Consider the following 26,445-nt stretch of genomic DNA (forward strand, 5'->3'; position numbering starts at 1 on the left):
TCGATGGATACGAATTTATAGGTTTTCGCTTATAAATCTGCATATGAATCTCCCCGAAACGCGCTTTAGCCGGACGAGAGTGACTATTGTCGAGAAAGGCTGTAAAATATAAGCATCAGCTCCCATTATGTCGAAATTTCAAGGAGGACTATGATGCGACAGCCCGTTCGGAAAGTTCTCGCCATTGTATGTTTCTTATCCTTTATTCTAATAGCTATACCGCAGCCTGCCGCACATGCGGGCTTCTTCGATCGAATCAAAGCCATTTACGATACCCCGGAAAAGATTAGCGAGCTGGAGCAGCAGTATCTCGAAGCGAAGGAAGAGCTTTCCGCGCAGCAGCAGAAGCTTGAGGAGTCGGCCAAAGCAGCAGAGGAGTATGCCCTCAGGCAGCAAGAGCTTCTTGCACAAAACGAACAGCTTATTGCGCAGAACGCCGAATTGCAAGCCGAAATGGACCGGATGAAGCATGACCGCCAGTCCTTGATCAGCAAGCTCATCAACACGGTTATTGTTATCGCTGTCGTTTTGATTGCTTATATCGTATCTATACGCGTATGGCGATATATGGTATGGCGTAAGCAGCGGAGCGCCGGCGGTAAAGGAATCAGCGGATGAATATTACCCTTCCTGCCCAAACGGGTCATGTTCATGTCCGGCTTGAAGCTTCGGACAAGCTCCATGTGCTGCACCCCAAATCCATTATCGCCTATCAAGGCGATCCGCAAAATCGCGAGGACCGCTTTATGGACCTCGCCGGCATGTACCGCAAAAAAAGATGGATTCGCTCCATGCTCTCGGGTCCGTCCGAATTCATCATCGGTTTGCCGGCAGGCTGCTCGCTTGAAACGGTTCTAATCGATGAGAACAGCGATTTGCTGTTCGACTTCCGTCACGTCATCTTTTTCTCGGAAGGCATGAAGCTCAAATCCGTTGTACAAAAGCTCAAAAACGCTTGGATAACGAAAGAATTTGTCCGTATGCGGTTCTCCGGTCCCGGCAGGCTGGGCATTATTACGGCGGGTGACGTGAAATCGATTCAGCTTCAGCCGGATCGCCCGCTATATGTAGAGACAGGCGCGCTGGTCGCTTACCCGGAGCATGCCTCTATCCAGCTTTCGGTTTATGGCAATAAGCTTGCCAGCCAGCACATGAATGTCCAGTGGGAAATACGCGGTACGGGTCCTGTGCTTATCCAAACCGGATCACGCGATGCCGAGCTTGAGGAGCAGCTCCAGAACGGCGGCTTTATCAAACGTATTCTTCGAGAGGTGCTGCCCTTTGGCGGAATCTATATCAAATAAAAGAGAGGCCGGCCCTCCGTCAGCAGACGGATGACCAGCCTCTTTTTTTATTTAAATGCCCTGCAGCGAAAACCGATGCGTATAGACTTGGTTCGCATATAGGATATATTCCTTCTCCGGCCGCTGTCCCCAGCTGTCATGCCCGCCAACGCCCGTTTGCTTATGATTGACACGGACAACCGTTTTATCGCTGTCCGGAAGCAGGTGGATATGGTCATGCGCTTCCAGCTCGGAAGGCGTGTAAGGCAGTACGTTCAGCTCAAAATGCGGTGCGCCCTTCAGCACAAGCCCTTCGCCTTGCGCGTTCGTTACGGCTGCATGGCGCACATCCATTTTGTTCCCGCATTCCTGCGGCCTGATATAAGGCACGAGCTGATCGCGGACCTTGCCGCCGTAAAGCCCGAGCTTGCCGCCGGTCTGACGGTCCCAGTAGGTCTCGTCCGGCCCTTTGCCGTACCAGCTGACTTGATCATAAGCAGCAGGCATATGGAACAGCATGCCCACCTCAGGAATTTCCGGCAATCCTTCTCCCGGCTGCAGCTCTTCATACACGCTAACCTCTCCTTCGCCGCTTAACGTGTAAATCAACGAAAGCAGGGAAACGGATGTCGTAGGCAGGCTGTACTGCACGCGTACGGTCAAACTGCTTTCCTGGGCCTCCCATGTGATCGCGCGCAGGCTCCGCTCTGCTCCTGCTTCGCGCCAAGTAGCACAACGTTCATGCTGTTTATTGCCGCGGTCGTTATCCGTATAAGCGCGCCAGAAGTTCGGCGTTAAGCCTTTGGACAGCCGCTCGGAGCCCTTCCATTTGTAGGATGCTAGGCTTCCGTTCGTCAGATCGAACGAAGCGGTAAAGCTCTCGCCGCGAGCGAGCAGCGTTTCAGCCGTTTGCTCCGTTTGGATCGCCGGCTTAAATACTCCGGAACCGACGAATAGCTTAACCGGGGCAGGCAGCACAAATTGCTCAAATGCGATCTCATGACCTGCCTCCGCCCAAAGCGTCTGCTCCTTCAATAGAAGCTGAACCGTAAGCACGGCTTCATCTTCGGCACGCGCTAGCAGCGGCAGTTCATAAGGAATGGCCAGCGTTTCTTCGGCTTCCGGCTGTGTCGCTGCTTCTAAGCTGCCCGATTCCACAACTTCGCCGTTTACCGCTACCTGCCAAGCAAACGTAAACTGATCGAGCGTACTGAATAAATGGCGGTTTGTCACCTTCACTTCGCCGCGCTTCAAATCAACCGCTTCGAACTTCGCGTTCTGGTATACCTTCTTCACTTCTTGGAGCTTTGGCGATATGGTCCGGTCTGCGAAAATAAGGCCGTTCCCGCAAAAATTTCCGTCATGCGGCGACTCGCCAAAGTCGCCGCCGTACAGCATTTTCGAAATGCCGTTCTCATCGGTCACGCGAATCGCTTGGTCAATCCAATCCCAAATGAAGCCGCCCTGCAAAACGGGATACTTCTCGAAGATCTCCCAATACACATGCAAGCCGCCGCAGGAGTTGCCCATGGCATGGCTGTATTCGCATAATATAAACGGCTTCTTCGGATTGTTTTGAGCGTAATGTTCGACGCCTTGCGGGCTCGTATACATATGGCTTTCGATGTCCGAAGCCGCTTCCGAGGCGCGATAATGGAAAACCCCCTCATAGTGAACGACGCGCGAAGGATCCGCGTCACGCAGGAAATCATGCATTTTGATAAAATTGTCGCCGCCAAACGATTCGTTGCCGAGCGACCAAATGACGATCGACGCATGGTTCTTGTCGCGCTGGAACATTGAATTGCAGCGGTCCAGCACCGCACCTGTCCATTCGGGCAAGTTTCCCGGAACAGTCGTGCCCGGCTCCTGCTGGCCATAGGACCATGCGCCATGCGTCTCCAGATTCGTCTCATCGATAACATATAAGCCGTATTCGTCGCACAGCTTATACCAGAGCGAATCGTTCGGATAATGCGAGGTCCGAACGGCATTGATGTTATGCTGCTTCATCAGCAATATATCCTTGCGCATATCCGCTTCATTGATCGCCCGGCCGGTATCGCAAGAGAATTCGTGACGGTTAACCCCTTTGAACATGATGCTCCGTCCATTGATTTGCATGAGCCCATCCTTGATTTCGAACTTACGGAAGCCAACCTTGCAGCTGATCGCCTCGAGCAGCGTTCCGTCCTCCGACTTCAAGCTGAGGATAAGCGTATACAAATGGGGCTGCTCCGCGCTCCATTTCAGCGGGTTTATTACCGCTGCGCGCAGCTGCACGGCAGCAAGCTCTTCTCCCTCGATCTCCGTCCGGATCGATAATGGCGCTTCAAATACGGGAACCCGCTTCGCATCGTACAGCGCAGCCTCGACCGTAATTGCCCCGAGCGGCTTAACAAAATAGTTGAGAAGCTTCGCATCAACGATGAACTCCGCATCTTTGAACTGCTCATCCAGCTCTGTTTTCACAAAATAATCGTAAATATGCGCTTCAGGCGTCGTGTACAAATACACATCGCGGAAAATTCCGCTCATCCGCCAAAAATCCTGATCCTCCAGCCAGCTTGCATCGCTCCAGCGGTAGACCTCTACGGCTAGCTTGTTCTCGCCTGGAACGAGATATGGGGTTAAATCGAATTCAGATGGCGTAAACGTATCTTGGCTAAATCCGACAAGCTCGCCGTTCAGCCACACATAAAATGCCGACTCGACGCCTTGGAAGCTGATAAACACGGGCTTGCCGCTCCAACCTGCCGGCACCGTAAAGGTCCGCGCATACGAGCCGACCGGATTGTACGCCGTAGGGGCAAACGGCGCTTTAATATCCTCATTGCCATCCCATGGGTATTTGATATTCGTATACTGCGGATAATCATAGCCCTGCAGCTGCCAGTGGGCAGGCACCGCAATGCTGTCCCACTCGCTGTGGTCATAGTCTGCTTCATAGAAGTTGGCGATTCGGGCTTCCGCATTGGCCGCAAACGCGAATTTCCACTGGCCGTTTAACGTAAGATAGTTGGTAGATTTGTGATGGCTTCCTTCCCAGGCTTCCTCCACTGTATCAAAAGGCATTAACGAAGCATGCGCGTCCATGCGGTTGATACGATAGATTTCGGGATTGTTGTTCCACTCCGGATAACCGTTAGCCGGCGGCGTATAGATGAGCTTTTTTCGCATAAATGTAAGCACCTCGTTACTATTTTATTAAATGATATTCACATTATAGTTCATTCCGATTGCAGGTTTAATAAAAGAATTTTAATATTACCTATAAAAATATGAAAATATTTTCGCCGACTTTGGTCCCATGCGCAGCCGCATGTGCCCAATATTTACCGCTAAATATAAAGCGCTTTCTCTATTAAAATGGAAGAGCAGGCCATATCTTCTACATAGAGAGGACGAGACAGCATGAATAACAGAATGAAACAGCTCGTTTGCAGCACCGCTATGTTAGCCCTCTTAACCGCCCTTCCATTCACAGGTTCCGCCGCCTCTTACACGGTACAGAAAAATGATACCCTATGGATAATCGGAACGAAGTACAGCACGACCGCCGCTCAATTGAAGCAGCTAAACGGTCTCACCTCGGATTCGCTTATTATAGGACAGAAGCTGCATGTTCCCGATCCGCCGGAATTCAAATCTGCAAGCGTTCTCACGGGGGATACGATGTGGAAAATCGCGCAGCGCTACAATGTTCCGCTTTCGAAGCTGATCGCGGCTAATCCCCAGCTGACCAACCCGAACAACATTTGGGGAGGCCTTAGCGTTCGCATCCCCAAAGCGCCTAACCAATATTTAAACGGCGTATTTCCTGTCGCAAAAGGGAAATACACGCCTTTCTCGAACAGCTATGCGGAAGCCCGTTCCTGGTCGGCTGACGGCCCTGCGGTACGCGCGCATGAAGGCGTGGATATTTTCGCGCCCAAAGGCACCCCTGTATACAGCGCGTTGGCCGGCACGGTAGTCAAAGCAGGCTGGAATGAATACGGCGGCTGGCGGATTACAGTTCGCGTCGACGACAGCACTGATTTTTATTACGCGCATTTATCCAAATATGCCGCCGGTATTAAGGATGGCGCCAAGGTTGCTGCCGGTCAATTGATCGGCTATGTGGGCAGCACCGGCTACGGCCCCGAAGGAACGGAAGGTAAATTCGTCACTCACCTCCACTTCGGCATCTACAAAAAATCGTCGGGCTATCATGCGGTTGATCCTTATCTGTATCTCAAATGGTGGTCGTTGTAAGCCACATTGCACTTGTAAGCGAAAAAGGTTGATCGGGCTCTATGTCCTGATCAACCTTTTTTCATCTTCGATATGCCCTTTTACAGCTGCAGCTGCTTCAGGTTATAAAACTCGCCCTTGCTTGCCATCAGCTCGTCGAAGGTGCCCACCTCGGCAATGCGGCCGTGCTTCATGACTACGATGCGGTCAGCATCGCGAATCGTCGATAAGCGGTGGGCAACGATAAAGGTCGTGCGGCCCTTAATAAGCTCCTGCATCGCCTTCTGGACATGGAATTCCGATTCATTATCGAGAGCCGAGGTCGCCTCATCCAAAATAATAATGCTCGGCTCACGCACGAGCGCTCTCGCGATGGCGATACGCTGCCGCTGTCCGCCGGAAAGCTTGCCGCCATGCTCCCCAACCATCGTATCCAAACCGTCAGGAAGCTGCCCGATAAACTCCGACAGGTTAGCCATCTCCACGACGCGTTTGACCTGCGCATCGCTGATATCGCGCAGTCCATACGTGATATTGTCCCGAATCGTTCCCGAAAATAAAATATTCGTCTGCGGCACGACAGCCAAATGCTTGCGATAGCTGCGAAGATCGATATCCGCCAGGTCGATGCCGTCCATCAGCACCTTCCCGCCCGTGGGCTGAAGAAAGCCGATCACGAGGTTGAGCACCGTAGACTTGCCCGCGCCCGATGCGCCGACAAAGGCGATGCATTCGCCTGCCTCCACATCTAGCGTAACGTCCTCGAGCACATGATGCTCGCTCCCCGGGTACGAAAGCTCAACGCCTTGAAACGAAAATTCCCCGCGCACGCCGGCCAGCTTTCTTTTGCCGCTGTTGTTTTCAATATCCGTCGATACCAATATTTCCTTTATGGAATGAATGGATTCCAAGCCCTTGGCGATTTGCGGGTAAATATTAATAAGTCCTGTAACCGAAGCCAAAATCATGGAGAAGAAGCCCTGATACATGACCACATCGCCTACCTGGATCTCGCCTTGGTAAGCAAGATAAGCCGTAAAGATCAGGCAAAGCACTTGAAAAATCTGAAAGGTAACCCAGTTCGTCGAGCCAAAATAGGCTTCAACCAGATCAAGGCGGTATCCTTTGCCCTGTATGTTACGCAGCGTTGAATCGATGCGGGCAATCTCTACCTTCTCCAGACCGTGCGCACGAGTGATCGGAATCATCTCCACCATTTCCGAGACGCGCGAGGACATTTGTTCGATCTCCTTGCGGAATTCCTTGTTCGACTTTCTGATTTTGCGGCGGAAAATGGTCACGATCGTAATCGACATAGGGATCGTCAATACGAAAAACAACGATACGATCCAGCTGCTGTTCAGCGTAATCACGAACGATACAATGATGTTCACGACGGCAGGCGCGAGTGCGATCATAAACTGCTTCGACATCATCTCGACCGCTTCTACGTCGCGAAGCACCTTCGACTGCAGCTTGCCCGCCGGCAGCTCGCGGTGCTGGTTGATGGACAACTGCTGCAGCTTCCGCACCAATGCGCTTCGCAGCCCCGCTTCAACGAATCTGACCGCGCGGCTTAGAAAGGATATGTAAGCGGCATGCGTCGGTATGTTTTGCAAAATGACAATCAAAATAATGAAGAAATTAATCCAGATGCCGCTGATCGGATACTTTGCCGGATTCGTAGCGATGTTAATGATATTCGCGGTTACGATCGGCAGCACGTAGACAGGCGCGCTCTTAATCAATAAAAACAATAAGGAAACCAACAGGTTGGCGAAATTCCCTTTGTACAGCGATAACAAGAATCGTAACGGACTCGCGTCCTCCTTTAAGGATGCATTTTCAAATGTGCTGGCGAGGCCTCTTGCAGCCGCGCCAAGCCTTGCCTTTTCTGCGCTCTCTGACATTGCCCTCTCCATCCCTCTGCAGCTCAACTCGCTTATAAACGCGTGTTTATTCAAAGCGCTACGGCACAATATTACGCTCATATTGTGCAGCTGTAAATATAGGATCTTGCGCTTCTTCTATTCATTTTGGCTAAACGGCTAACGGTGCTTCCCTTTATAATCCTTCGGCGTTTCTCCCGTCATCTTCTTGAACAGCTTGTTGAAATAGACCGGATCGCTATAACCGACCAGCTGCGATATTTCATAGTTTTTCAAATTCGGATGGTCAGTCAGAAACTGCTTCGCTTTCTCGATTCGAATATCGATTAAATAATCCGTCAGGGTCATGCCTGTCTCCTGCTTGAATAGACGGCTTAAATAATTGGCGCTCATGCCGACGGTCTCAGCCATGCGCTCCATTTCGAAGTTTTTGCCGTATTCCTGCTCTAGGATGGATTTCATCTGTTCGATGACATGATGCTCTTTTTCTTTTGAAATCGGCTCCTGCTGCAGAAGAGGTTCGTTCGTTTCCCCTGCCAGCCTGTTTTCCTCGCGCTCTTGCTTAATCTTGATCAAAAGGTCATATAAATTCGCTTTATCGACCGGCTTGAGCAAATAATCCCGCACGCCGTAACGCAGCGCCTTGCGGGCATATTCAAATTCGCTAAAACCGCTGAGCACGATTGTCGCAATGGCCTTGCCGCGCAGATGTTCAATCAGCTTCAAGCCATCCATCATCGGCATTTTTATATCGGTAATCAGCACATCCAGCTCACCCTCGCCAAGCTTCGAAATATGCGTCCAAGCGTCCATTCCGTTGCTGTACGAGCCGATGACCGTAATGTCCAAGTCCATTTTCGTTAAAATTTTTTCAAGGCCTAACCGTATAAATTCCTCATCGTCCGCGATGATAATGTTCATTCCTGATCGCCCCTTTTGCGCGTGCCTCTTACAGTTTGCGCTAAAATCGGTTCCTCTGCAACGGAAAAAAAAGCGGACGGTTATTTAACCGCACCGCTTGTTACGCCCGCGAATATATACTTTTGCAAGAAGATATACATGATCGCCGTCGGAATCATAATAATGAGAATCGCAGACGAGATCATTTGCCAGTCTCCGCTGTTAACCCCAAAGAAGCGCATGAGCGACGTGGAGACGACGACATGCTCGGCCCTGGGCAAATAAAGCAGCGGGATGAACATATCATTATAGATGCTGATCGTTTTCAAAATAACGATGGTCGCCGTTGCCGGAGCAAGCAATGGGAAGATGATCGAGCGGAAAATCCGGATTAATGAAGCTCCCTCCAGCATTGCGCTTTCGTCCAGCTCGTTCGGAATGTTCCGGATGAATTGCAGGTAAATGTAGATTTGCAGGATATCCGCGCCCACATAGATAAGAACGGGACCCATTAGATTATTCGTAAGTCCAAGCATTTGAATCGTCTTGTAGTTGACGACCTGCGTTGTAATAGCTGGAATAATCGTAGCAAACAAGAACAAACCGACAATCGGTCCCTTAAATTTAAAATTGAAGCGCCCTACGGCGTAACAAAACGCTGAACCGATCAAGATATTTAAAATTAGCGTTACCGCAATAATAAATAATGTGTTTCCAAATGCATGAAGCATATCCGCTTGCTTGAAGGCTTGCGCGAAGTTTTTCAAATACAGGAAGCTGTCCGGCATCGCAATGGTCGATTTATCATGGAATTCATCCTTCGTCTTAAACGCGTTGACGACGATGATATAAGGCGGGAATAAAATCGCAAATGCCGCCAATACGAGGCTGATATACTTGACTGTGTCCCAAAGCTTATTGGATTTATTCATCGATTATTCCCCCTTTCCTTTCAATAAAAAGCGCTGAATCGATAATACAATGACAACGAAGAGCAGCAAGACGACGCTCATCGCGGATGCTAGGCCATAATTGTTAAATTGGAAGGCCGTCTCGACGATTTTCATAACGAAGGTTTCACTCGATCCCGCCGGTCCGCCCTTGGTCAAGATATAAGGCAGATCGAATACCTCCAACGCACCCGTAACCGTAAGGAACAAATTGAGCTCGATAATTTTGTAGATGTTGGGAAGCGTGATGCTAATAAACTTTTGCCAGCCGTTTGCTCCGTCGATCGAAGCCGCTTCATAGATATCGTTCGGGATGGATTGAAGCGCAGCTAGGTAAATAACCATGTTAAAGCCCATGAAACGCCAGAAACCAATGGAAGCAAGCGTGTAGTTGACGAACGATCCGTTTCCGAGCCAGCTTGTTTTCGACAAGGCATCAAAGCCGAGCTGTCCGAGCAGGTAGTTCAAAGATCCGTTCGTCGTATCAAATACGTAACCGAATAAGTATGCTACAGCAACGCCGTTTAGGATGTACGGTAAAAACAGCAGCAGCCTGAAAAAGTTTTTTCCTTTTAGCTTGCTGTTCAGCACCACGGCGAAATAGATCGCGGCGATATTTTGTACGATTCCTACGGCGAAATAGGCAAAGTTATGTTTGAAAACACCGAAGATTGCAGGATTTGCAAATACCTCTTTATAGTTCGACCATCCAATCCAAGGTTTATCAGGGCTTAATCCGTCCCAGCTTGTAAAGCTTAAATGAATGAGTTCAAGTGCCGGATAATAGGCGAATGTCAACAGCAGCAGCAGCGGCAATGCGACAAATCCAAAGATTACAAAGTTCTTTTGTGTTTTGAAAGGCAATCTGCTAAACATGGAACAATCCCATCCTCCCTGCGTCTTTCTAATCGGAATGCGCAGGAAGGATACCCGCTTAGCGGATCATCCTTCCTGCATGCAATCCTTGTTCTTACAGACCTAGATCTTTTTTCGCTTTCGCCCAAGCAGTGTTCACTTTATCTAGCACCTTTTGCGGATCTTTAGCCAATACGAATTCTTGAACAGTCGCTGCTTGGTCAAGCTGCGCTTTGTTTTGAATTTCCGTAGCAGCGTCTACAGGAGCCGCCGGCTCGAAAAATTTTGGCGCGAAGGTGTTAAATTCAGCAAGCTGCGGAAGCTTCGATTCTTTAGCCTTCAAGGTCGGGATGAAGCCTGCGAAATCGTCATAACCCGATTCTTCGATCATCCATTGAACGAAAGCTTTACCTGCTTCTACATTGCCGCCTTTGTTGACTGCGTAGAAGAAATCCGGGTTAAGCGGCGCTTTTGCTTCGCCGGAGTTGTCGGATGGGAATGGGAAGAAGCCAACATCTTCTGCAGCGGCGCCATTTTCGATTACTTGGTTGATAACCCAGTTGCCCAGCAAATACATACCGAACTTACCGGATGCGATGTCTTTTTTCGATTGCTCCCAATTTGTCGAGTTTACGTCTGTTTCAAGGAAGCCTTTCGTATACAGCTCACGCAGGATGCTCCATGATTTGCCGTATGCATTGTCAAGCGTGTAAGGCGTGTCGCTTTCGGCGCGTTTGTTTTGGTGATCGGAAGCAGAGCCGATAAGCGTCGGAATATCGTAAACCCAAGTATCAAGCGGCCATTTGTCTTTGAAGTTGGAAGCCAGCGGCACGATGCCTGCGTCTTTCAGCTTTTGCGATACGGCCAGGAACTCGTCGTAGGTTTTCGGAAGAGCCGTAATGCCTGCTTTTTCGAAAGCTTTTTTATTGTAGACGATACCTACGGTAGAACCGCCGGAGGATATACCGTACATTTTGCCTTCGTTTGCTTTCAAATCTTTGAAGTGGATGTCACCGGAAAACGCGATATCGTCAAGCGGAGCAAAATAATTGGCCAGCTCTGCGTTTGGAATCGTCGGAACAAACACAACATCAGGGAAATCGCCGGAAGCGATGCGGATCTTCAATGTTTTGTCGTAATCGGTAATGGCTTCGAATTTAAGATCGACGCCCGGATATTTTTCTTCGAAGCGTTTTTCGTAATCCACGTACTGCTTATCGATCATGTCTGTACGGTTTGTCAAGAAAACAACGTCGCCCGTAATTTTCGAAGCTTCCTCGGTACCGCCGTTTTCCGGCTTATTTGTAGCCGTGTCGTTCGTGCTCGGCTTGTTAGTAGCCGTATTCCCGTTCGAATTCGTGTTATTCCCACCACATGCCGCCAATGATGTTAGCATAACTACAGAAACAAGTGCTAACGAAATGACTTTTTTCATTTTTTTAAATCCCCCTCAGTTCGTATTGATTCCGCTTACATTACGATAATAACTTATAAAAAGCGGTTCTAAAATGGTTTAAAATATTATTTATAGTCTTAAACTGACATTGCGTGAAAACGCTGTCTTCAGCTATTTATCTAGATTTCCCGTTTACTTCAGCGCTTTTTACTGTTATTAAATGAAGCGGAATTATGAAATCATCGGCTTACAAAGAAAGGTATTGCAAACCTTTTGCGAATCATGTTTACTTGTTATATAACAAAAAGTTTTATTATCAATAACAAAACTACCAAATAAAAGTGAGGCGACTCAAATGACGAGTAAAGCAGCCTATATTGGCGGTATGACATGGGGCTGGACTGGCATTCGCGGCACCTGGTCCGGCGCACCAGCAGAACGTTCCATGGAGCTCATGGCCGAGCGCTTAAACGTAAACTGGACAGCTATTACGCTGGGTGCGCTTCAGGATCACGCGCATGCGACGGAGATTAAGTTCCGTGAAGAGCCTACGGTTACCGATGAAGAGGTTCGTAACGCAATACGCAAAGCCAAAGAACTTGGTCTAAAGGTATGCTTAAAGCCGGTCGTCAACTGTGCGGACGGGACATGGCGCGCGCATATCAATTTCTTCGATCTTGATGTTCCCTGTGAGCCCAAATGGTCCGATTGGTTCGCTTCCTATACAACATTCATTTTGCATTATGCGCGAATGGCCGAAGAAACCGGGTGTGAAATGTTCTGCATCGGCTGCGAGATGGTCCAAACCGATCGCCGTGAAACCGAATGGCGTCAGTTGATTGCCGAGGTACGCAAGGTTTACTCCGGGATTGTTACCTACAACTGCGATAAATACCAAGAAGGCCAAATCAAATGGTGGGATGCCGTTGACGTCATATCCTCCAGCGGCTACTACCCTATCGATGCTTGGGAAGAACAGCTTGACCGCATCGAGAAGGTTGTGGCCGAATTCGATAAACCCTTTTTCTTCATGGAAGCAGGCTGCCCTAGCCGCGAAGGCTCGCAGCATATCCCTAATGACTGGGGACTTGCGGGACCGCCGAGCGAAGAAGTACAGCGCCTTTTCTACGAAACGATGTTTGCTCATTCTGATAAGCGTGATTGGGTCGGCGGCTTTATGCTCTGGGATTGGCCGGCATGTCTATATGAAGAAACCGAAGCAGCCGTTAACGATGATTATTGCATGTACGGCAAACAAGCCGAGCAAACTGTCCGCGACTATTACGGTTCGAAAATTTCTAAGAAAGCCGTGGGAGGTTCTATTAAATGAACGAAAATAACCAGCAGTGGTTAGCCAGCATCCAGCAGGAGCTGGAATCGAACATTCTCGGTTTCTGGATGAAGCATACCGTTGACGAAAAAAACGGAGGCTTCTACGGGTACATTACCCGGGATCTTACGGTAAATCCTGAGGCCGGCAAAAGCCTGGTGCTCAACACGCGCATTTTGTGGACCTTCGCTTCCGCCTATCGGATCACGGGAAATGACAGCTATTTAAAAATCGCTGACCGTGCTTATGATTATGTAAATGAGCATTTCGCAGACCCGGTATACGGCGGATTGTATTGGATGGTTGACGCGGCAGGCCAGCCTGCCGAAACGAAAAAACAAGTATACGGGCAAGCTTTCGCGATCTACGCTTACTCCGAATATTACCGGGCAACCGGCAGCGAGGCTGCGCTGAAGCAAGCGATCGAGCTGTTTCACACGCTTGAGCGCTACAGCTACGACAATCAATTCAAGGGCTACTTCGAAGCGCTGACGCGGGAGTGGCAGGAGACGGATGATAACAGCCTAAGCGAGAAGGATTTAAACGAAAAGAAATCCATGAATACGCATCTTCATGTCATGGAAGCTTATACCAACCTATACCGGGCATGGAAATCGGATGAGCTGCGCTCAAAGCTGAAAGAGCTTATCAAGATTACGATCAAGCACATCATTCATCCGGACAAAGCGCAATTCATTCTATTTTTCGACGAGCAGTGGAACTACAAATCCGAGCATATCTCCTACGGCCATGACATCGAAGGCAGCTGGCTGTTAGTCGAAGCTGCCGAGGTGCTCGGTGATGAGGAGCTGCTCGCCGAAGCTAAAGAAATTGCAATACGAATGGCTGAAGCTGTACTTAACGAAGGCGTGGATGCGGATGGCGGCCTTTTAAACGAAGCAGGGCCAGAGGGCTTGATTGATACACATAAAGATTGGTGGCCGCAGGCCGAAGCGGTCGTTGGCTTCTATAATGCTTACCAAATGACCGGCGAAGAGAAATATCGCGAGGCTGCCGTTCGGTCATGGGCCTTCATCGAGCGCTTTATCGTTGACAAAGAGCATGGGGAATGGCATTGGAGCGTAAATCGAGACGGTTCGCCAAGCGATAACGTTCAAAAGGTCAGCCCTTGGAAATGTCCATATCACAATGGACGCGCCTGCTTTGAAATGATCGAACGGCTGAACGGACAACCAACCACACATTAACGGAGGTTTATCTAATGAGTAAATTTAATGAACGCAAGCAATTGCTGACGGAGCGCTACGAGGCGCTTGTTCAACGCAAAAATGAACCGGAAGCGCTTGGCAACGGCGTATTTGACCGTTATGTGCATCCTGTTCTCACGGCAGCGCATGCTCCGCTGGTTTGGAAATATGATTTTAATCCCGAAACAAATCCGTTCTTCATGGAACGCCTTGGTATCCACTGCGTTTTCAATCCCGGGGCGATTTTCTTAAACGGCAAATATCATCTCGTTGCGCGCGTCGAAGGCAATGACCGCAAGTCCTTTTTCGCGATTGCCGAAAGCGACAGCCCCGTTGACGGCTTCCGCTTCTGGGATCATCCGATCCTGCTTCCGGAGACAAGCGATCCTGACGTAAACGTTTATGATATGCGTCTCGTTCAACACGAAGACGGATGGATTTACGGCTTGTTCTGCACGGAGAGAAAAGATCCTTCCGCGCCGAAGGGAGATCTCTCGAGCGCAATCGCGCAATGCGGAATCGTAAGGACGAAGGATTTGAAGCAGTGGGAGCGCCTTGCCGATCTGAAAACCGCATCGAACCAACAGCGTAACGTCGTGCTTCATCCTGAATTCGTGGAAGGCAAATATGCGTTCTACACTCGTCCGCAGGATGGATTTATCGACACCGGCTCAGGCGGCGGCATCGGCTGGGGACTATCCGATACGATTGAAAATGCGGTTGTGGAACGCGAGATGATTATCGACGAGCGTCACTACCACACCATAAAAGAAGTAAAGAACGGCCAAGGCCCTGCTCCGATCAAGACGGACAAGGGCTGGATTCATATCGCTCACGGCGTTCGCAACACGGCTGCAGGCCTCCGTTATGTGTTATACGCCTTCCTATCCGACTTACATGAGCCAAACAAGGTTACGCACCGTCCGGGCGGGCATTTGCTTGCGCCTGAAGGCATTGAACGCGTAGGCGACGTATCGAATGTAGCCTTCTGCAACGGCGTCATCGCGCAGGATAACGGCGACGTATTTATTTATTACGCTTCCTCCGATACGCGCTGCCATGTTGCCGCAACGACCGTGGACCAACTGCTTGACTACTGCATGAACACGCCGGAGGATCCGCTTCGTTCTCACGCCTGCGTAGAACAGCGCATCGCTTTGATTGATCGGAACCTGCAGCTGCAATCTTAATTTTTTAACTCAAAGAGGGAGTGCTTCCTATCGTCTTAACCGGCGCATAGGAAGCACTCCCTCTTCTTTATTTAGGGCTTTTTCAGATTATTTCTTATTAGTAATACAATCATGACAAGAAAAAAACATCCGAAAGCGTAGAGCGAAGCTTTTTTCCAGTCGAAAATGGTGCCGGCATACTTTCCCTCGTAATTTGCTTTTATAAAGGAGTCATCCGCTGCCTTAACCGCTATCGCCACATGGGCTTCAACGCCTTTGATGGCGTAGTACTCCGTCCCCTTCGGATAAACATTCGAGAAATTGCCTGAATAAGTGCCTTCTTCATCCGAATAGGAGGTCACCTTGCCGATCCTTTCCCCGATATGCTCTATTTCTACTGTCTGATCCGATACCGTATAGGACATCCCGTCATTTACGACAAAACGGCTTGCCCAGTCGGCATGAGCTGCATTCCAAACAAAAAACGTACTCAGCAACAAAATCATATTCGCCAGTAACCAGGATTTTTTGTGCAGCTTCATCGTCGTAAGCCCCCACATTCATTCATTTGTTTACCTTTGAATATTCAGACGTTTTGCAGCAGGGAAAAGTTACTTTCTTTTACACAAGCTGCGCTTCGAAAGCTCCAATCTCTTCTATTTGTCCGCCAATGCGTGTATGAACAAAAGCTCATAGCTGGCTGCAATGCCTCCATCCAAGCCAAACTGCTCCTCGTACGCCTTATACATGTTGGCGAACAGGCGCCGCGAATTGAGTCCGCTCTTGGAGACGGCTTCCGAAGCGCTCGCTCCCATCGCTTTGACCGAAAAAAGAAAATCTCTTACGGAATCATATTTCTCCGTTTGGATCGAATGCTCATAACGAAGATTCGAAAAGCCTGTTTCCCGGAGCAGGCTGTCCCACTGTTCTGCCGGTCGGAACGACAGGCCGTGCCGCTGCGGCTGCATTCCGGTTGCTAGATAGGCGTCATCAAATGACGTATGCAGCTCATGGAACGTATCGGGCCCGAATGTCGCGAACACCAGCATGCCGCCGGCACGCAGCATCCGCCGAAGATGGCCCAGGGTTTGCTTCGGATCGCTCAGCCACTGAAAACAAGCGCTCGAGACAATAAGGTCAAACGAGGCACGCGGTGCATCAGGCGCCCAAGTTTCAACATCCGCTTGTAGAAAGCTTACGCGAATCGGCGCTACTTGGCTGTTCCCGGATTGGTTTGGCGTATTCATTAGAAGTCGCTGCTCAGCAGCCTTAATCATCGCGGGCGCAATATCGAGTGCAGTAATCGAGGCAGCGGACCAATCATTCACCAATCGTTCAGTCAACGCGCCCGTGCCGCAGCCGATTTCAAGAATGTCGGACCAGTCTTTGCCGACTCCAAACTCCCCCTCCTGAAGAGATTCGGCGAGCCGGTTTGCCATATTTCGCTGCACAAGGGCATGAGCGTCATACGAGCCCGCCGAACTGCGGTTAAATTGACGCTGAATAGCAGCTGTTCTGATGTTCATCCCACCATCTCCTCAGTTTATCAGCGATGTCCGCTTCCCTTCCCAAAAACGGCACATGCCCGCTGCCAGGTACCGCGACCAGCTCGGCTCGCGGCAATGACGCGGCAAGCTCTGACGCTACGCCGTAAGGACATATCATATCCGCAGTCCCATGGACAAGAAGGACCGGGCATTTGATTTCCGGCAGCTCAGGCAGACAGTCCTCGTTTCTTAAAAGCTGAAGTCCGGCCATTAAAGCCGGGGTTGTCCAGCTGCCGTTATGAGGAAGGCTATCGCCGAGATCAGAATCCCATTCGGCTTCCGTAAACATATTCCTTCGAAATTTCGTTTCGACGACCTGCCGGTCGTTCATAAGCCCTTTAATCATCTGCCTGACGTATGCATCCGGCCAGCCGCGGTCCGCCTCGTCCTTTGACCGGGTAAACCGGGCGGTTGCCGCAAATAATACAAGACCGTCGGCGCAGCCTTTGGCTGCTAATTTCAGTGCCAGTAAACCGCCGAGCGACCAGCCGGCGATCAACAGCGGACCGTGAAATCCATTACTATCGCAAATTGAATCATCCGCAGATCGATTGCTTTCCGCCGCCGTTTCCGACAGGAGCAGCATTCTCTCAGGAGAGTCGGCATCCCTATAATCTGCGGATATATGATGAAACTCGGGCAGCTGCTCCCGCAGCCGATCGAATACCCTATCCGGCATGCTCCATCCCGGCAGCCACAAGATGGTGCCCTTTGCCCCTGCTCCCTGCTGCTTCTTCACTATTTTGGAGGCCATCATGGGCCCAGCACGCCTAGTTGCTGTCCGATGATGCGAATTTGCGCAGCTGCATCGGTTAATTCCTTATCCGTATGGGCGGCTGACAAGGAGAAGCGGATTCGCGCCGTGCCTGCCGGGACGGTAGGCGGACGTATTGCTGCCGCAGCAATGCCTGCCGATCCAAGAGCGCCGCTAAAGCGGAGGGCCGTTTCGTTATCTCCGGCGATTAAAGGGATGATCGGAGAATCGCCGGAGCCGATTTTAAAACCGGAAGCCTCAAGCAGGCATCGAAAGGAACTGCTGGCCGCAAAAAGCCTTTCTCGCCGCCAATGTTCTTCTTGTACCAAAGCCAACGCCTTCAAAACGCCTGCTGTGTTCGAAGGTGGAAGCGCCGTCGAATAAATGAGCGGCCTTGCTTTATTGACCAGCCATCGAATGAGCATGCGGCTTCCGCATATATAAGCGCCGTAAACACCGAAAGATTTGCTGAACGTCCCCATATGAATATCCACTTCATCCTGCAGTCCGAGCTCATGGCATAATCCCTCGCCGCGTTTCCCGTAAATCCCCCCGCTGTGCGCCTCGTCTACCATCAGCATCGCTCCAAACTCCCGTTTGAGCGCGGCAAGCTCGCGCAAGGGCGCTTGGTCGCCGTCCATGGAGAAAACGGCATCGGTTACGATGAGTTTTCTCCGTCTATCCCGGTGCTTATTTAATAACGCGCGCAAATGCTCCATATCGTTGTGACGGTAACGGGCATGCTCCGCGCGGCTGAGCACGACGCCGTCCGTTATGCTCGCATGATTCAATCGATCGCTGAAAACAACGTCTCCTCTGCTGACTAACGCGCCAATAACGCCGGAGTTAGCCATATAGCCATTCGCAAAAACCAGCGCCGCCTCGCAGTTTTGCCATTCGGCCAGCGCTTCTTCAAGATGGCTGTACGGCATCCGGTTACCTGTTACAAGGCGGGAAGCGCCGGAGCCGGCGCCTTCGCTGAGAAGCGCCTCGCGCATCGCTTCAATTATCGCTGGATGCTGCGATAGCCCAAGGTAATCGTTGGAAGACAAATTGAGCAGCTTCCGATCTCCGCGCATCATATAACCGGGAGATTCGGCGACCGGACTGCATTCGCGCAAGGAACGCCCTAAAGAGGCATCATCCAACAATTCAAGCTCTTTTTCTATCCAGTTCATGGTCGGCACCGCCTTAAAGGGCGTTTAATTCAATCTCAAAGCCCAAATCCTCAATCATATGATGGTCAGCCGAAACCTCTTGCCCTGCCGTCGTCAAATAATCACCTACAAATAGCGAATTCGCGGCATACAGAGACAAAGGCTGCAGTGTACGAAGGTTGACCTCGCGGCCGCCCGCCACGCGGATTTCCTTGGACGGGCAGATGAATCGGAATAAAGCCAGCACCTTCAGCGCTTTCATCGAAGGCGTGCGGCCTGCATTTTCCAGAGGAGTTCCCTGAATCGCGTTCAGGAAATTGATCGGAATCGAATCTGCATCGAGCTCGCGAAGCGCATAAGCCATTTCCACGATCTCTTGGTTTGTCTCGCCCATGCCGATAATGACGCCGGAGCATGGGGACATGCCGTAGGCCTTTACCTTTTCTACGGTTTCGACACGCTGGTCATAGGTGTGGGTCGTCGTGATCGATGGATAGTTTGCTTTGCTGGTGTTCAAGTTGTGGTTGTAGCGATGCACACCTGCTTCAGCAAGCCGTTCGGCTTGCCCATCTTTGAGAATGCCGAGGCATGCGCAAATTTTTAGAGGCATCGTTTCACGGATTTCTCTAACCGCGTCCACTACTTGTTCCAGCTCTTTGTCTGTCGGGCCTTTCCCTGCCGCTACGATGCAGTAGGTTCCGGCTTGCCGTGCCATTGCTTCGCGGGCGCCGTCCAGCAGCGTTTCTTTATCAAGCAGGGTGTACTTATTCACCGCTGCCGTCGAAACAATGGATTGCGAGCAGTATCCGCAGTCTTCGGGACAAAGGCCGCTTTTGGCATTGATGATCATGTTCAGCTTTACTTTTTTGCCGTAAAAATGTTTTCTAACTTTAAACGCGGCATGCATCAACGGCAATATCTCATCGTTACCGGAGTCGAGCACGGCAAGCCCTTCCTCTAACGTTAGGCATTCTCCATTCAATGCTTTTTGGGCAAGCGACTGCCACTCCATATCCGCAGACATTGTTTCCATTTTCCTCATCCTCCCATTGCTTGAACTGCTAAGGCCTGTCTAATCGGCGCGAATTGTATTGAATTTCTTAGGTTATGTATCCTAGTCTCGGGGGCCGCTTCCAGCTGCAAGCGCGGAACGCGGCCGAGTACCTTCAGGCCGCTGCAGCGCTCGATTAATTCCGCGTTCGTGGCCACGCTCGGATCGTCATGCGGATGAGCTATTACACCGTCGTTCATGATGACGCCAATAATCGGAACTCCGCGATGCCGCAGGAATGACGCAGTCAGCAGCGTATGGTTAATCGTACCGAGGCCGGAACGGGCTACAATGAGCGCTGGGATCCGAAGCTCCGAGATCAAGTCCGCCGTCAAGGCGTCATCGGTTAGCGGAACCGCAACGCCGCCCGCTCCCTCAATGATCAGCGCCTCGTAACGTTTTGCGAGCGGGATGCCGGCGGCGATCAACTCCTTCAGCGTAAGGTCCACACCGGCATGCTTGGCTGCGAGCAGCGGCGTAAGCGGAGCTTCGAACGAATATGGCGCTACCGCCTCCGGCCGCTCATCGATTCCCGTGCTTTGCAGCAACCTTTCTGCATCGGTCTCCCCGCTGCCAATCGATGCACCGGACTGAACCGGCTTCCAGACACCGATATTCATCCCTTCGGCGCGAAGCACGGCGGCTATGGCTGCCGTCACAACCGTCTTCCCCACGCCGGTGTCCGTACCTGTCACAAAAATGCCGCGTATCGCTTCCTCGTTCATAGTACTCATGCGGATGAACCGCCTTCGGTAACGCTAATAATCGATTCCGCCAAAATATCCGTCATAGCCTCGAGCTCGGTCTCGGTACTGGCAAGCGGTGGAATGAAGACCATTACATTGCCAAGCGGCCTTGTTAACATCCCGAGTTCTCTGGCCCGCATGCTTGCTCGAACGCCGACCCGATCCGCCCAATCGTATGGCTCGCCTGAAATTTTATCGCGAACGAGCTCGATTCCGATCATCAGTCCCTTTTGCCGGATTTCACCGACATGCGGGCGATCCTTTAGGTTCGCAAGCTTCTGCTCGACGAATGCTGCCTTTGCTCTCACGCCTGCAATGATGTTCCGCTCTTCATACAGCTTCAGGCTGGCCAACGCGACGGCGCAGCCGAGCGGATTCCCCGTGAAGCTATGACCGTGGAAAAAGGTCTTCTGCTCTTGGTAATCGGCGTAAAACGCGCTATAAACCTCATCGGTTGCAAGCGTCGCTGCCACAGGCAAATAGCCGCCCGTCAGCCCTTTCCCGACCACCATCAAATCAGGCGACACGCCTTCGAGATCACATGCGAACATCTCGCCCGTCCGGCCGAAGCCGGTCGCCACCTCATCGGCGATAAGCAGTACGCCATGCTTGCGGCAAAGCGCAGCCATCTCGCGTAAACAGTTAGGCGGCATGACGACGATGCCGCCTGCCCCTTGGACAATCGGCTCCACCATGAGGGCCGCAATCTCATCTGCCCGCGTCTCGAGCAAATGACGCAGCGCGGTTAGCGTAGCTTCCAATGCCTGAGCCTCGCCTCCTTCATGGCGATAAGCGTAAGGATACGGAATCACATGCGAGGGAAACAGCATGGGACGGAACAGGTCATGGTATAGAGGTATGGCACCTACGCTTACCGCGCCGATCGTATCTCCGTGATACGCTTGATTCATAGTGATAAACGTCTTCTTCTCCGGCCGCCCTTTATTATGCCAATATTGAAACGCCATCTTGATCGCGATCTCGACGCCGGTTGCCCCGGAATCGGAATAAAATACTTTGTTTAAGCCTTTTGGCGCGATCCCTACCAGCTTCTCCGCAAGCTCGATCGCCGGTACATTGGCCATCCCGAGAAGGGTGGAATGGGCGACCTTCCCCAGCTGTTCCGTAATCGCCTGATTAAGTTCCGGCACGTTATGTCCATGCACGTTGAGCCAGACGGATGAGAACCCGTCATAATAAGCCCGCCCATGGACGTCATACAGCATGATGCCTTCGCCGCGTTCAATAATGAGCGGGTCAGAGCTGTTGTAGTCTTTCATTTGAGTAAATGGATGCCATACATGGTTCTTGTTTATGGATGCAAGCCATTCGTAATCCGCTGCCACAATGATCACCATCCGTCTATCATTTAATTGTTAACCAAAAATTAAATTAACAGGTTAACAATTAGGTGAGATTATTCTATCAAGCAGAAACGCCCCTGTAAAGAGAATTCAAAATGAAAGATTAAAAAGGCACCCCGTAACCTGCTCTCAACGCACGCAGCAAACAACCCTTCTGCAAGGACTGCAGAAGGGTTGGTCGGAGAGATATGAAATAGGATCAGAACGTATATTTTGCGGGATTCTGCTCCCGGTGGACGGGGTGCAGCTGTTTTTAAAAAATCAGCTCAGCCTCTTCCAAAATTCACAGCTGCGGGCATCCATCTGCCCCGGATCGGACAGCTCGAAGCGGCGTCCTTCCCGGTCTGTTACCAACCAGCGGCTATCCGTTACTGGTTGGATATTTTCATGAAGGTTTTCCAAGTCCAATGCTGCCGGGCCATAATTCGTATCCACCTGCAAATGCCACTCGCTGCCTCTTTTTCGAACGGACAGGATTTGTTTAATGACAGGTATCATATAATTTCGGTCAAGCTCTTCCCGTACCGCCTGAAGGCTTTCTTCCGCCAGAAAATTCACATCCTGAATCATGGCAATTTCACTGCCGTCTGCCGAGCGGACCGAGATAAACTTGCCTGGCTTAGTATAAGGGAAACAGCGGGCAAGCGTCACGCGGGCAAAGCTCTTTCCTTCCCGCTCAAAATGCAAAATACCGTCAGCAGATCGGAACAACCGGATTTCGCTCAGCGCAGTCCGGCTTAAAAAGAATGATGGATTCATTTTATCCGGCCTCCAAAGGTATTTTCGACGTTTGCTGCTGCGATTCGACCAAGCGGTAATAATGCGTTTGTTTCGCGTAAAGCTCTTCATGCGTTCCCATTTCCGCAATGCGGCCTTGGTCGAGGACAATGAGCCGGTCTGCATGACGAAGCGTGGACAGGCGATGGGCAATCGCGATGGTGGTTCTTCCCTCGATTAAGCGGCTTAACGCTTCTTGGATTAACCGCTCCGTCTCCGTATCAACGGATGCCGTCGCTTCGTCCAGAATCAAAATCTCCGGATCAAGCAGCAGCGCTCTCGCAATGGCGATACGCTGTTTCTCCCCGCCCGATAAGCGGTGTCCGCGCTCCCCGACGCGCGTATCATAGCCCTCTGGCAGACGACAAATAAAATCATGGGCATTCGCGGCATGGGCAGCCTCTATAATGGTCTCCGGCAAACTATCCGGACGGCCGTAGGCTATGTTCTCGGCTATCGTGCCATCGAACAAGAACGTTTCCTGCAGCACGACGCCAATATGTTGGCGGAGGCTCTCCTGCCGGATATCCCTCAAGTCGTGCCCGTCAAGCTCAATGCTTCCGGCATTAGGGTCATAAAACCGGCAGATCATGTTAATGAGCGTCGTTTTCCCTGCACCGGAGCGGCCAACCAGCCCGATCATTTCACCGGGACGGATGGTGAGGTTAATATCCTTTAGCACCGGCCGTTCCGCTTCATACCCGTATCGAACACCATGAAAGCGGATCTCGCCGGAAACGGAAGAAAGCTCCACCGCATCCCGTTTATCGGGAACATCAACCTTGGCATCGATGATTTCGAGAATCCGTTCGGCCGAGCCAAGCGAGCGGTTAAGCCAGCTTAATAGCTGCCCGGAAGCCTGAACAGGTCCGAAGAACATAAGCAAATAGGTCGTGAAGGCGGTCAAGGTACCAATGGACATGGTGCCGGACATGACCGACCGTCCTCCCAAATACCAAACCGCAATGCCGAACGCAGCCGTCAGTACCGTAAATATCGGCGAAACGCCAAGCCAAAGATTACCGAAGGATATCGTGCGGTTGATCCAATGGTTATTTACCTTGTCAAAACGGTTTTTCTCGGCGTTTTCCTGCGCAAAAGCTTTAATGACCCGAATGCCTTGAAGCGCTTCGCCAATCACATTATTGACATGCAAAGCGGATTGCCATTGCGAATACCAAAGCGAGCTCAGCCTTTTCCACAGCCAATAAAGTCCGGCAAACAAGAACGGGGTCGGGATCAGAATCATCGCTGCCAGCTGCCAATTCAGATGAAACAGCATAAATAAGATGCCTACGGCGAGCAGCAGCTGCGTGACCAGAAAGACCATGCCGTTCGTCAAAAACTCTTTTAGTTCATCGGTATCATCCTGAATCCGGCCGATAAACTGGGAGACCTGGCGGTGATCGAAGAAACGCATCGAAAGCTTCATCAATGCGCCGAACATATCCCTGCGGATCGCCCCTACCAGTTTCCCGCCTATGCGAACGCCAAGATAGCTTCGAATGACTTGCATGCCCGCAGATAACACCTGTACGAGGGCCAAACCGCTTGCCAAAGCAAACAGCGTGTTCATGCTGCCAGACGGCTTGGCCACTTCATCCACAATCATTTTGATCAAGTAGGGTGGGATCACTTCAATAAACACGGATAACACAAGCAGCAGCGCGCATACCAGCATGGGGCCACGGTGGGGGGTACAGTAAGCCGCCAGCCTCCGCAGCATGGACCATCTGCTGCTGCAGCTTGAACACTTGCCTGTGCCGGGGACGGAAGGCATATCGCATTGCGAGCATTTACTCGTTTCCATGCTTGCTTCTAAAGCAGGCAAGGTTTGATCGCCAGCCTCATCCTCTGCCGCCAGCCAGTTCTTGATTGCCGGGATCGCCTGCCGGAAAGGCTCAATATGCGGCAGCGTGAATCTTGCGGCTTCTATCTCGCCATCACCGGTTATAATAAAAAACGATGCTCCGCCGAGAGCTTCGCGAACGGATACATCGATCATGTTTTTCTTAAGGAAGGTCATGATGGTTTTCCCTTGCCCGTCCACCACTTCCATGGTCAAACTCTTAAACACTACATCATATGGCCGAAATCGCCGTAGGGCAAAATCCACATCCGCCCTTAAACGGAGCCATGGATTCTCTGAACCTTGTCGTTCAACTGCGATGGCGTCAACAGGTTTACCAGCTTCCCGCTTCGCGTTCTCCGTTTTCAAGTCCAATACTCCTTTATCAAAATCACTTTCCGGCACTTACGCGTACCGCTCTTTTCTTTCTGCGCACCATCGGATCACTTTGTACCACTTGGGTACGCGCAGAGCCAGTGCAGCAAGCAGCCTGGACCTCCAGTGATTCGCAGGCTGAAAACGGCGGTTACGGCTAACGCCGGACCATCGCCCCAGAATGCTTGCGAACGGTACGGGATCATCCGGCTCAAAACAGGTATCTCCCTTGAAAATAAATAATTCCTGGGCACCGTCCTGCTTCACAGCGTACAGCCGGTGTCCGATTAAGGCGCCCTGCTCCGTAACAAATAAGCATATATCGCCAATCTTAAGTTCTTCCCGCCGCACCGCAAGAAAGGTGCTTACGTTACCCTCTTTGATCAAGGGATACATGCTGATCCCTGCCGAGGGCAGCTCAAGCTTTCCGGTGCGCTTGATTACGGCTGACATGACAGGTGTCAAATCATGCATTTGTTATCAGTCCGGCCTCAAAGAGCATTTTAACAAAAGCCTGCACGTCAGCGAGGACCACTTCCAGCTCAACGCCGTATTCGGTATGTATTTTTTCAGCAAGCTGGGCCACGGTTGGGTATTCGGGAAGAATCGACCAAATATAACCCCCAAGCTCGTTCACCTTCGTGATGCCGTGAGTGTCGATGTTCAGCAGCAGCCACTCGCCATCCAGCTCAGCCGCTTCGACATTTTCCCGCCTCAACAGTATTTGGTCTGCCAGTACCGTCATGATATCACTCCCCAAAAGGTATCGTTTTTCTGAAAATAAAGCTCATAAGCCGGCGCAGCCTCTACCGCCTGCTTGCACAGCGCAATCATCTTAGCCGTCTCCAGCTTGTTATGCTCCCAATAAAAAACCTTATCCAGCAGCCTAATCAGCGCATCGCTTTTGCGGATACCTTCCCGCCTTACATCCATCGATTGGATTAGAAAATGAATACCCGCCAAGGGACTGCTCGGCAGCTCGCATGCTTCTTCCATTTCGCTCCGAAACGGGGAATCATGAATCGTAACCGAACCATCCGGCTCAAATAACAGCAGCGTAGCCTCATCGGAAAGAATAGGACGGGGTATGGAAAGATCAGCCACCGTAGACTTGCCCGCTCCCGAAGGCCCGGCGAACATCCAAGCGCGATGATCCTCTACCACGCAGGACGAATGGATAAGCAGCCCTGCACGCCGATGGATCAGCCAAGCGCTGTAGAGATTGATTAAGGCGTGCTTGAGTGCAAGGTCATCGTGGACATAAATTTTAGCCCGGCTGTAATCCGGTGTTGTCACCAGCTTATAGTCCGCACGGATATAAACATATTCGCCGCCAATCTCTTCGATCTCGACAGGACCGTCGTCGTAAGGCTTTCCGTAAAAGTCGTAGACCTCCGCCTGAATGTCTGGCGCTTCATTATTCCCGCTTGATTCAAAGGAACGAAAACGCGCGGTCAATTCATCATACAAAAAGGTGGTTTGAATTTGAAAAACGATCGAACTTCTGCCGACCTGTGTATGCAATGTGTACGTCATTCTGCACCGCCATTTCTTCAGAAGTAATTCCGGAGAAGAAAAAGGGAGCAAACTCGTTCGTTAGCTCCGCTTCTCA

The 26,445-nt window shown here is 51.0% G+C and carries 24 protein-coding genes; 6 read left to right on the forward strand and 18 right to left on the reverse strand.

Annotated features, from left to right (window positions below; all coding sequences use genetic code 11):
- Nucleotides 1–150 precede the first annotated feature (150 nt).
- Entirely contained in the window at nt 151–618 is a 468-nt protein-coding gene (locus ACN6MW_RS06200) for a hypothetical protein (RefSeq protein WP_419874669.1), read from the forward strand.
- A complete protein-coding gene (locus tag ACN6MW_RS06205) occupies nt 615–1,304 on the forward strand; it encodes an AIM24 family protein (protein ID WP_419874670.1) in 690 nt (229 codons plus the stop codon). The genes ACN6MW_RS06200 and ACN6MW_RS06205 overlap by 4 nt, the downstream gene beginning before the upstream one ends.
- Before the next feature lie 51 nt (nt 1,305–1,355).
- On the opposite strand, the gene ACN6MW_RS06210 is transcribed toward ACN6MW_RS06205, so the two are convergent.
- The gene (locus ACN6MW_RS06210) at nt 1,356–4,463 is read right to left on the reverse strand and encodes a glycoside hydrolase family 2 TIM barrel-domain containing protein (protein WP_419874671.1); all 3,108 of its coding nucleotides are present in this window, start codon (nt 4,461–4,463) and stop codon (nt 1,356–1,358) included.
- Between the two features lie 234 nt (nt 4,464–4,697).
- Here ACN6MW_RS06210 and ACN6MW_RS06215 point away from each other — a divergent pair, with 234 nt between their 5' ends.
- On the forward strand, nt 4,698–5,537 hold the full coding sequence (locus ACN6MW_RS06215; protein ID WP_419874672.1) for a LysM peptidoglycan-binding domain-containing protein: 840 nt from the start codon (nt 4,698–4,700) through the stop codon (nt 5,535–5,537).
- Between the two features lie 80 nt (nt 5,538–5,617).
- On the opposite strand, the gene ACN6MW_RS06220 is transcribed toward ACN6MW_RS06215, so the two are convergent.
- From ACN6MW_RS06220 to ACN6MW_RS06240, 5 genes are all read right to left on the reverse strand, one after another.
- Nucleotides 5,618–7,426, reverse strand: coding sequence for an ABC transporter ATP-binding protein (locus tag ACN6MW_RS06220; RefSeq protein ID WP_419874673.1), 1,809 nt, complete (start codon nt 7,424–7,426; stop codon nt 5,618–5,620).
- A gap of 138 nt (nt 7,427–7,564) precedes the next feature.
- Nucleotides 7,565–8,326 carry a helix-turn-helix domain-containing protein gene (locus ACN6MW_RS06225; RefSeq protein WP_419874674.1) on the reverse strand — a complete coding sequence of 254 codons (762 nt, stop codon included), beginning with the start codon at nt 8,324–8,326 and terminating at the stop codon, nt 7,565–7,567.
- Nucleotides 8,327–8,406: 80 nt separating this feature from the next.
- Complete coding sequence (locus ACN6MW_RS06230; RefSeq protein WP_364146291.1) at nt 8,407–9,237, reverse strand: carbohydrate ABC transporter permease; 831 nt, start codon at nt 9,235–9,237, stop codon at nt 8,407–8,409.
- Between the two features lie 3 nt (nt 9,238–9,240).
- Complete coding sequence (locus tag ACN6MW_RS06235; protein ID WP_419874675.1) at nt 9,241–10,131, reverse strand: carbohydrate ABC transporter permease; 891 nt, start codon at nt 10,129–10,131, stop codon at nt 9,241–9,243.
- 94 nt (nt 10,132–10,225) lie between these two features.
- The gene (locus tag ACN6MW_RS06240) at nt 10,226–11,545 is read right to left on the reverse strand and encodes an ABC transporter substrate-binding protein (protein ID WP_419874676.1); all 1,320 of its coding nucleotides are present in this window, start codon (nt 11,543–11,545) and stop codon (nt 10,226–10,228) included.
- Nucleotides 11,546–11,861: 316 nt separating this feature from the next.
- Here ACN6MW_RS06240 and ACN6MW_RS06245 point away from each other — a divergent pair, with 316 nt between their 5' ends.
- The 3 genes from ACN6MW_RS06245 to ACN6MW_RS06255 are packed head-to-tail and all read left to right on the forward strand — an operon-like array spanning nt 11,862 to nt 15,234.
- Nucleotides 11,862–12,836, forward strand: coding sequence for a glycoside hydrolase family 113 (locus ACN6MW_RS06245; RefSeq protein ID WP_419874677.1), 975 nt, complete (start codon nt 11,862–11,864; stop codon nt 12,834–12,836).
- Nucleotides 12,833–14,044, forward strand: a complete 1,212-nt coding sequence (locus ACN6MW_RS06250; RefSeq protein ID WP_419874678.1) for an AGE family epimerase/isomerase — start codon at nt 12,833–12,835, stop codon at nt 14,042–14,044. The genes ACN6MW_RS06245 and ACN6MW_RS06250 overlap by 4 nt, the downstream gene beginning before the upstream one ends.
- A gap of 14 nt (nt 14,045–14,058) precedes the next feature.
- Nucleotides 14,059–15,234, forward strand: a complete 1,176-nt coding sequence (locus ACN6MW_RS06255; RefSeq protein ID WP_419874679.1) for a glycosidase — start codon at nt 14,059–14,061, stop codon at nt 15,232–15,234.
- Between the two features lie 71 nt (nt 15,235–15,305).
- Here the strand turns inward: ACN6MW_RS06255 and ACN6MW_RS06260 are convergent, their stop codons facing one another.
- The 12 genes from ACN6MW_RS06260 to ACN6MW_RS06315 all read right to left on the reverse strand — a co-directional run bounded on the left by ACN6MW_RS06260 (nt 15,306) and on the right by ACN6MW_RS06315 (nt 26,369).
- Nucleotides 15,306–15,755, reverse strand: a complete 450-nt coding sequence (locus tag ACN6MW_RS06260; RefSeq protein ID WP_419874680.1) for a hypothetical protein — start codon at nt 15,753–15,755, stop codon at nt 15,306–15,308.
- Between the two features lie 114 nt (nt 15,756–15,869).
- Nucleotides 15,870–16,739 (reverse strand): malonyl-ACP O-methyltransferase BioC, encoded by an 870-nt coding sequence (bioC, locus tag ACN6MW_RS06265; RefSeq protein ID WP_419874681.1) that lies wholly within the window; start codon nt 16,737–16,739, stop codon nt 15,870–15,872.
- Complete coding sequence (locus ACN6MW_RS06270) at nt 16,702–17,517, reverse strand: alpha/beta hydrolase (protein ID WP_419874682.1); 816 nt, start codon at nt 17,515–17,517, stop codon at nt 16,702–16,704. The genes bioC and ACN6MW_RS06270 overlap by 38 nt, the downstream gene beginning before the upstream one ends.
- Nucleotides 17,514–18,692, reverse strand: coding sequence for an 8-amino-7-oxononanoate synthase (gene bioF / locus ACN6MW_RS06275; RefSeq protein WP_419874683.1), 1,179 nt, complete (start codon nt 18,690–18,692; stop codon nt 17,514–17,516). Before bioF ends, ACN6MW_RS06270 begins: the two co-directional genes overlap by 4 nt.
- 13 nt (nt 18,693–18,705) lie before the next feature.
- Nucleotides 18,706–19,704 carry a biotin synthase BioB gene (gene bioB / locus ACN6MW_RS06280; RefSeq protein ID WP_419874684.1) on the reverse strand — a complete coding sequence of 333 codons (999 nt, stop codon included), beginning with the start codon at nt 19,702–19,704 and terminating at the stop codon, nt 18,706–18,708.
- A 5-nt stretch (nt 19,705–19,709) separates the two neighbouring features.
- Entirely contained in the window at nt 19,710–20,456 is a 747-nt protein-coding gene (gene bioD / locus ACN6MW_RS06285) for a dethiobiotin synthase (RefSeq protein WP_419874685.1), read from the reverse strand.
- Nucleotides 20,453–21,826, reverse strand: coding sequence for an adenosylmethionine--8-amino-7-oxononanoate transaminase (bioA, locus tag ACN6MW_RS06290; RefSeq protein ID WP_419874686.1), 1,374 nt, complete (start codon nt 21,824–21,826; stop codon nt 20,453–20,455). Before bioA ends, bioD begins: the two co-directional genes overlap by 4 nt.
- A 267-nt stretch (nt 21,827–22,093) precedes the next feature.
- On the reverse strand, nt 22,094–22,591 hold the full coding sequence (locus ACN6MW_RS06295) for a DUF1854 domain-containing protein (protein ID WP_419874687.1): 498 nt from the start codon (nt 22,589–22,591) through the stop codon (nt 22,094–22,096).
- A 1-nt stretch (nt 22,592) separates the two neighbouring features.
- The gene (locus tag ACN6MW_RS06300) at nt 22,593–24,827 is read right to left on the reverse strand and encodes an ABC transporter ATP-binding protein (RefSeq protein ID WP_419874688.1); all 2,235 of its coding nucleotides are present in this window, start codon (nt 24,825–24,827) and stop codon (nt 22,593–22,595) included.
- Between the two features lie 36 nt (nt 24,828–24,863).
- Nucleotides 24,864–25,307, reverse strand: coding sequence for a signal peptidase I (locus ACN6MW_RS06305; protein ID WP_419874689.1), 444 nt, complete (start codon nt 25,305–25,307; stop codon nt 24,864–24,866).
- Nucleotides 25,300–25,578: a PqqD family protein gene (locus tag ACN6MW_RS06310; RefSeq protein ID WP_419874690.1), complete on the reverse strand. Its 279-nt coding sequence runs from the start codon at nt 25,576–25,578 to the stop codon at nt 25,300–25,302. The genes ACN6MW_RS06305 and ACN6MW_RS06310 overlap by 8 nt, the downstream gene beginning before the upstream one ends.
- On the reverse strand, nt 25,575–26,369 hold the full coding sequence (locus ACN6MW_RS06315; RefSeq protein ID WP_419874691.1) for a hypothetical protein: 795 nt from the start codon (nt 26,367–26,369) through the stop codon (nt 25,575–25,577). Before ACN6MW_RS06315 ends, ACN6MW_RS06310 begins: the two co-directional genes overlap by 4 nt.
- Nucleotides 26,370–26,445: the final 76 nt, after the last annotated feature.

Origin of the sequence: Pristimantibacillus sp. PTI5 (genome assembly GCF_048572955.1) — a bacterium.
Taxonomy (GTDB): domain Bacteria; phylum Bacillota; class Bacilli; order Paenibacillales; family Paenibacillaceae; genus Pristimantibacillus.

Coding starts and splice junctions, on each gene's coding strand:
- ACN6MW_RS06200 (WP_419874669.1), top strand. CDS start 151: ATGATGCGACAGCCCGTTCGGAAAGTTCTCGCCATTGTATGTTTCTTA.
- ACN6MW_RS06205 (WP_419874670.1), top strand. CDS start 615: ATGAATATTACCCTTCCTGCCCAAACGGGTCATGTTCATGTCCGGCTT.
- ACN6MW_RS06210 (WP_419874671.1), bottom strand. CDS start 4,463: ATGCGAAAAAAGCTCATCTATACGCCGCCGGCTAACGGTTATCCGGAG.
- ACN6MW_RS06215 (WP_419874672.1), top strand. CDS start 4,698: ATGAATAACAGAATGAAACAGCTCGTTTGCAGCACCGCTATGTTAGCC.
- ACN6MW_RS06220 (WP_419874673.1), bottom strand. CDS start 7,426: ATGTCAGAGAGCGCAGAAAAGGCAAGGCTTGGCGCGGCTGCAAGAGGC.
- ACN6MW_RS06225 (WP_419874674.1), bottom strand. CDS start 8,326: ATGAACATTATCATCGCGGACGATGAGGAATTTATACGGTTAGGCCTT.
- ACN6MW_RS06230 (WP_364146291.1), bottom strand. CDS start 9,237: ATGAATAAATCCAATAAGCTTTGGGACACAGTCAAGTATATCAGCCTC.
- ACN6MW_RS06235 (WP_419874675.1), bottom strand. CDS start 10,131: ATGTTTAGCAGATTGCCTTTCAAAACACAAAAGAACTTTGTAATCTTT.
- ACN6MW_RS06240 (WP_419874676.1), bottom strand. CDS start 11,545: ATGAAAAAAGTCATTTCGTTAGCACTTGTTTCTGTAGTTATGCTAACA.
- ACN6MW_RS06245 (WP_419874677.1), top strand. CDS start 11,862: ATGACGAGTAAAGCAGCCTATATTGGCGGTATGACATGGGGCTGGACT.
- ACN6MW_RS06250 (WP_419874678.1), top strand. CDS start 12,833: ATGAACGAAAATAACCAGCAGTGGTTAGCCAGCATCCAGCAGGAGCTG.
- ACN6MW_RS06255 (WP_419874679.1), top strand. CDS start 14,059: ATGAGTAAATTTAATGAACGCAAGCAATTGCTGACGGAGCGCTACGAG.
- ACN6MW_RS06260 (WP_419874680.1), bottom strand. CDS start 15,755: ATGAAGCTGCACAAAAAATCCTGGTTACTGGCGAATATGATTTTGTTG.
- bioC (WP_419874681.1), bottom strand. CDS start 16,739: ATGAACATCAGAACAGCTGCTATTCAGCGTCAATTTAACCGCAGTTCG.
- ACN6MW_RS06270 (WP_419874682.1), bottom strand. CDS start 17,517: ATGATGGCCTCCAAAATAGTGAAGAAGCAGCAGGGAGCAGGGGCAAAG.
- bioF (WP_419874683.1), bottom strand. CDS start 18,692: ATGAACTGGATAGAAAAAGAGCTTGAATTGTTGGATGATGCCTCTTTA.
- bioB (WP_419874684.1), bottom strand. CDS start 19,704: ATGGAAACAATGTCTGCGGATATGGAGTGGCAGTCGCTTGCCCAAAAA.
- bioD (WP_419874685.1), bottom strand. CDS start 20,456: ATGAGTACTATGAACGAGGAAGCGATACGCGGCATTTTTGTGACAGGT.
- bioA (WP_419874686.1), bottom strand. CDS start 21,826: ATGGTGATCATTGTGGCAGCGGATTACGAATGGCTTGCATCCATAAAC.
- ACN6MW_RS06295 (WP_419874687.1), bottom strand. CDS start 22,591: ATGAATCCATCATTCTTTTTAAGCCGGACTGCGCTGAGCGAAATCCGG.
- ACN6MW_RS06305 (WP_419874689.1), bottom strand. CDS start 25,307: ATGCATGATTTGACACCTGTCATGTCAGCCGTAATCAAGCGCACCGGA.
- ACN6MW_RS06310 (WP_419874690.1), bottom strand. CDS start 25,578: ATGACGGTACTGGCAGACCAAATACTGTTGAGGCGGGAAAATGTCGAA.
- ACN6MW_RS06315 (WP_419874691.1), bottom strand. CDS start 26,369: ATGACGTACACATTGCATACACAGGTCGGCAGAAGTTCGATCGTTTTT.